The sequence below is a fragment of the Burkholderia sp. HMSC10F09 genome (assembly GCF_001806955.1).
GTDB classification, from domain to species: Bacteria; Pseudomonadota; Gammaproteobacteria; order Burkholderiales; family Burkholderiaceae; genus Burkholderia; species Burkholderia multivorans.
The window spans coordinates 1-2,718 of sequence record NZ_KV786798.1 but is presented as its reverse complement, the minus strand read 5'-3'; the positions used below and the strand labels follow the sequence as shown (position 1 = coordinate 2,718).

At 71.3% G+C, this 2,718-nt stretch carries 3 protein-coding genes; 1 reads left to right on the top strand and 2 read right to left on the bottom strand.

All coding sequences use genetic code 11. The features are described 5' to 3' along the window. Nucleotides 1–757 (top strand): 3-hydroxyisobutyrate dehydrogenase (gene mmsB / locus HMPREF3115_RS19460; protein WP_070555647.1); only part of this gene is annotated, 757 nt, incomplete at its 5' end. A 123-nt stretch (nucleotides 758–880) separates the two neighbouring features. Here the strand turns inward: mmsB and HMPREF3115_RS19455 are convergent. Further along, the gene (locus tag HMPREF3115_RS19455; protein WP_012467877.1) at nucleotides 881–1,213 is read right to left on the bottom strand and encodes a hypothetical protein; all 333 of its coding nucleotides are present in this window, start codon (nucleotides 1,211–1,213) and stop codon (nucleotides 881–883) included. Nucleotides 1,214–1,435: 222 nt separating this feature from the next. Next, the coding region (locus HMPREF3115_RS19450; protein WP_141751704.1) for a cytochrome c at nucleotides 1,436–2,718 on the bottom strand (1,283 nt) is incomplete at its 5' end.

The following is a 2,718-nucleotide window of genomic DNA, read 5'->3' as shown; positions in this document are numbered from 1 at the left end:
GGCGGCACGCTCGCCGCGCGAGGCCGCCGCGCGCGCGACGGTCGTGATCACGATGCTGCCGGCCGCCGCGCACGTACGCGGCGTCTACGAGGGCGAGAACGGCGTGCTGGCCGGTGCGCGCGGCGGCGCGTGGCTGATCGACTGCAGCACGATCGACCCCGACACCGTGCGCACGCTCGCCGACGCGGCCGCGCAGCGCGACTGCCGGCTCGCCGACGCGCCGGTGTCGGGCGGCACCGGCGGCGCGCAGGCCGGCACGCTGACGTTCATGGTCGGCGCGGAGCCGGCACTGTTCGAGCAGATCCGTCCGGTGCTGCTCGCGATGGGCAAGCATGTGGTCCATTGCGGCGGCACCGGCACCGGCCAGATCGCGAAGCTCTGCAACAACCTGCTGCTCGGGATTTCGATGATGGGCGTGTCGGAGGCGATGGCGCTCGGCGTCGCGCTCGGCATCGATCCGTCCGTGCTCGCGGGCATCATCAACACGTCGACCGGACGCTGCTGGAGCTCGGACACGTATAACCCGTATCCGGGCGTCAGCGATGCCGCGCCGTCGTCGCGCGGCTACACGGGCGGTTTCGCGACGAACCTGATGCTGAAGGATCTCGGGCTCGCGACCGACGCCGCGCGGCACGCACGGCAGCCGGTATGGATGGGCGCGCTCGCGCAACAGCTCTATCAGTCGATGAGCCGGCAAGGGCTCGGGGCGCTCGACTTCTCGGCGTGCGTGAAGCTGTACGCGCCGCCAGGCACGTGACCGACGACCGGCGTGCGTTGACCCGCGATGCGCATGCGCGGCATCGCGGGACGGTCGGAATCGGGGGAAAGCTCTTCGTGTGCGGCGCGCCGCCTCATGCGCGGGCGGCCGGCGCGCGGCCGCTCAGCCGCGCGGGTTCGACGCAGTTTCGAAGGTCGGGTGGCACTCGAACGACAGCTCGGAGCGCGCATCGACGCGGCGGCCGCCGGTCAGCGACTCCTGTTTCATGCTCGCGCGCATGCCGCGCTGCTCGCAGTAGTTCGTCGCTTCGCTGACGGCCTTCGCATGCGCGTCGGCCCACGACGTCGACACGCCGAGCGTGCGCGTCGTCACGGTGAAGACATTCGGGTTCGACGTGGCGGCAACGTCGGAGGCGGTCGAACACGCGGCGAGCACACTGGCGGCGGCCGCGACGGTCAACCCTCGCAGGATTCGAAAAGAGGCAGGACTGGACATGGGGAAAGGGCAAGCGCGCGTCGCTTCGACGGCATTCGGCAACATGGGCGACAGTATGCCTGCTCGATCGCCCGAGATCATGCCCTTTTCCGTGAACACATTGTTTCGAATGGTTAAACGATCGCGCTTCACGCCGCAATATTTACGCTTCGTCGCGCATCGCCCGTCATTTTGCCCGACCGACCGCACGTGCCCAGCGCCGGCCTGCGAGCCATCGCGCCGTCAGTGCACGGCTTCGCGACGGATCCGTGCGGACGCCTTCTCGAGATCGCGCCATGCCGGTTGTCCCGGCGCATAGCGCGCGCGGATGAACGCGGCGAGTTCGGCCATCTGCCGATCGTCGAACGCATCGCGAAAGCCCGGCATGTAGCCGAGCGCGTCGGTCGCCGGCCGGTCGATCCCGTGATGGAGCACGCGCAGCAGGTTGTCGGGCGTCGTCTGGCTCACGCTCGTGTTCAGGCCCATCAGCGGACGCACGCCGAAATGGCCGACGCCGCCCGATTCGGCGTGGCACACCGCGCATGCGGCGTCGAACGCGCGGCGGCCGTTTTCGAGGCCGAGCGTCGCGACTGCTTCCGCGCCGCGCGCGTGACGGGCCGCCGCGTCGGCGGCCGTCGCCGCATCGACCGGCGGCGACAGCGAGGCGATGTAATGCGCGATCGCGCGCACGTCGGCTTCGGGCAGCGCGGCGAGCCCCGCGACGACCGGCGCCATCGGTCCGGCCGCGACGCCATGCTGCGCGGAAAACCCGGTACGCAGATAGTCGAACAGCGCGGCCTCGGTCCACGGTACCGGCGCGGCGCGCGATGCGACGAGCGGCGGCGCGATCCAGCCTTCCGCTTCGCCGCCGGACAGATAGGCGAACCCGCCCTTCTCCGCGCCGAGCGCGTTGCGCGGCGTGTGGCACGCGCCGCAATGCCCGGCGCCGTCGACGAGATAGCGGCCGCGATTCCAGAGCGCCGAGCGCGCGGGGTCCGGCGCGAACGGACGCGCGTCGTGGAACAGCCAGTTCCAGCCCGCGACGAGCCGGCGCCGGTCGAGTGGAAACCGCAGCTTCGTCTTCGGCGGCACGTGCTGCACCGGCGGCTGCGACATCAGATACGCATAGAGCGCGAGCATGTCGGGCTCGCTCAGCTGGGCGAAGGCGGTGTACGGGAACGCGGGATACAGGTGCGTGCCGTCGCGCGAGATGCCGTCGCGCATCGCGCGCGCGAAGGCCGGATACGACCACGCGCCGATGCCCGTGTCGCGGTCCGGCGTGATGTTCGTCGTGTAGATCGTGCCGAACGGCGTGTCGAGGGCAAGGCCGCCCGCATTCGTCGCGCCGCCCGGCGCCGTGTGGCATACCGCGCAATCGCCGGCGATCGCGATCTGGCGCCCGCGTTCGAGCGTCGCGGCGCTCCACATCGCGCCGTCCGCGCCGCCCGGTGCGATCGGCGCGATCGGTGCCGGCCCCGGCAAGATCGCGCAGGCAAGCCCGACCAGCCCGCCGACCACGCCGCCGA